Consider the following 2,426-nt stretch of genomic DNA (forward strand, 5'->3'; position numbering starts at 1 on the left):
CTTTAAGTTCATTCTGACAATCATATTTAACTACATATATAAAAAAATTGAGTTATATCTCCATCAATTTATAAAAATTAATTTTTTCTAAAAACAGATACTTTACGTTTTTTATAGTAATAAAAATCATTTTTGTTTCAGAGGCAATCCATTTTGTTAGCTTGATGGGCATAGGATAGTACCCATATGACGAACCAATTATCTTTCAAGAAGACGGCTAGAAATCTGGATTTGGCACAGGCGTTGCCTACTTCCGTGATCCAGATGGTACTAATTTAGAGCTAATTGCTCCAAAAGGTCCATTTAGACGTGAATAGTTAAAATAAATTAATACCGAAACAGCCACCTTCTGCCTGGAAGGTGGCTGTTTCAAGTTGATAGAATGACTAAAAAAGGACAAACTCTCCAATGTGAGAAGTTTGTCCAAAAAGTTTTTCGTGTTAACTATTTTTACACTAATAGCAATAATAGTGAATTAGAATAATGACTTAATACTTGCTAAGACAGTAAGTACACCTACAATAATAACAAATACGTTACTCATTTTCCCTTTGTATTTAGCTAGTACCGGCACTTTTTGAATCGCATACATCGGTAATAGACATAAGATAGCAGCAACTAAAGGACCGCTTAGAGAATCAATAAGTCCAAGAATACTTGGATTTGTATAAGCAACAAACCAGCATGATAATACAACAAAAGTAAGGATTATTGTCTTAATTGTTTTTTCTTCAATATCTTTTCCACGTGATTTACCGAACTTAATAATCATGTCACGCATTACTTCAAATGCTCCGATATAATGGCCAAGGAAAGACTTTGTAATAGCCACAAAAGCAATAATTGGAGCTGCAATAGTGATTACAGGCGAATTAAGCTCATTAGCAAGATATGAAAGAATTGATAAGTTTTGTTCTTTTGCCATTTTTATATCATCTGGAGTCAAGCTCAATGCGCTACTCCAAACGAAGAACATAACAACAGCGAATGTCATGATATAACAAACCTTTTGTATTTGCGCACATTTAGCATCAGTGGCTTCGATTCCATACGTAGCTCTCTGTTTCACAACAAATGATGAAATCATAGGTGAATGATTAAATGAGAATACGATGATTGGTAGAATCATCAATATCGTTCCAAAATAGCCTGTTCCTGTTGAAGCAGTTGAAACAGCTGAAAAACTAAGCATTGACGTATTCCACTGTGGAATTAAAGATATTGCGATAAAAAGTAGAGAAACTATGAAAGGATACACTAACATACTCATTACCTTTACAGTAATATCTTGACCAAAATTCAGTATAGCGATAAGACCAAGAACTAATACAAGTGATAAAATAGCTCTTGGAGGTTCTGGCATGTGCAATTGATGCACGATAAAACTACTTGCAGTGTTTGTAAGCGCAACCGAATACATTAGTACGATTGTATAAATTGAACCGAAATATACGATGTTAAAAATGATACTCGCTTTATTTCCGAAATACTCTCTAATTGTACCTGTGATCCCCTCATCAGCAGAATTAGAAGCGTATATCATTTTAGCAAGCGCCCTATGTGAGTAATACATAACTGGATATGCAAGTAATGTAATTAGTAGTAAAGATAATAAACCACCTGAACCTGCATTAATCGGTAAAAAGAGCACCCCTGCTCCAATTGCAGTTCCAAATAGACTGAGTGCCCATGTAGTATCCTGCTTATGCCACTTTTTCGGATCTGCATATTGCTCATTTTTTCGTGCGGTATTTTCAGCTTGAACTTCTATTTTCTTTGCAGTATTCCCGTTCATATAATAACTCCCCCTTGTATCTATTCCTGCATCTCTCTTTGCACCTAACAAATATTCCCTTTCTGGAAAATGAATTCCTTACAAGTTGCCCCACATTGTATGTCCTTCATCATAATGAATCCAAATTGAAACATTCGCTAATTAGCGTCCTAATATAATTGTTAGCGTTCACAAAAAAGTTTACTCGTAATATCCGCTCTTTATATAAAGACCCCTTAAGAGAACAATATAGAATAGACTTCATAAATACGTTGCAACATTTCTAATAACAGTGTATTACTTTAATGGTTTCTCTTTTTTACTTTTAAAAGTAATTTTAGCTAAACCGGCCTCTCTTCATTTGCGAGGCGTTTCTTTCTCAATTCTATACATTACTTTCATAACTTCGGTAGCACTGATGATATTGCTTACACAAGCCACTGAAGCACATTACATACATTTCGCCTCTAATCACACACCTTTCTTACTAATAATCGCATTTTTTATATTTTCTCCAGAGATAATAAAATTTCTCTCGACGCCCTCATTATAACGTGTATATTTATAAAATTAATATTTTTATATTTTCAGAAATATTAAAGGGGAATAATTTTATATGGATAATATTTTACAGTTAGCATGTAGCCATTGT

Annotated in this window: 1 protein-coding gene and 1 pseudogene; one reads left to right on the forward strand and one right to left on the reverse strand. The window is 33.6% G+C overall.

Annotation, left to right across the window (positions count from 1 at the left end; translation table 11 throughout):
* Positions 1–182: 182 nt before the first annotated feature.
* A pseudogene (locus ABWK52_RS20395) lies at positions 183–317 on the forward strand (VOC family protein); the annotation flags it as partial.
* Positions 318–475: 158 nt separating this feature from the next.
* Here the strand turns inward: ABWK52_RS20395 and ABWK52_RS20400 are convergent.
* Complete coding sequence (locus ABWK52_RS20400) at positions 476–1,795, reverse strand: aromatic amino acid transport family protein (protein ID WP_001014189.1); 1,320 nt, start codon at positions 1,793–1,795, stop codon at positions 476–478.
* Between the last annotated feature and the right edge of the window lie 631 nt (positions 1,796–2,426).

It is taken from the genome of Bacillus sp. AP50, assembly GCF_040492675.1.
GTDB classification, from domain to species: Bacteria; Bacillota; Bacilli; order Bacillales; family Bacillaceae_G; genus Bacillus_A; species Bacillus_A cereus.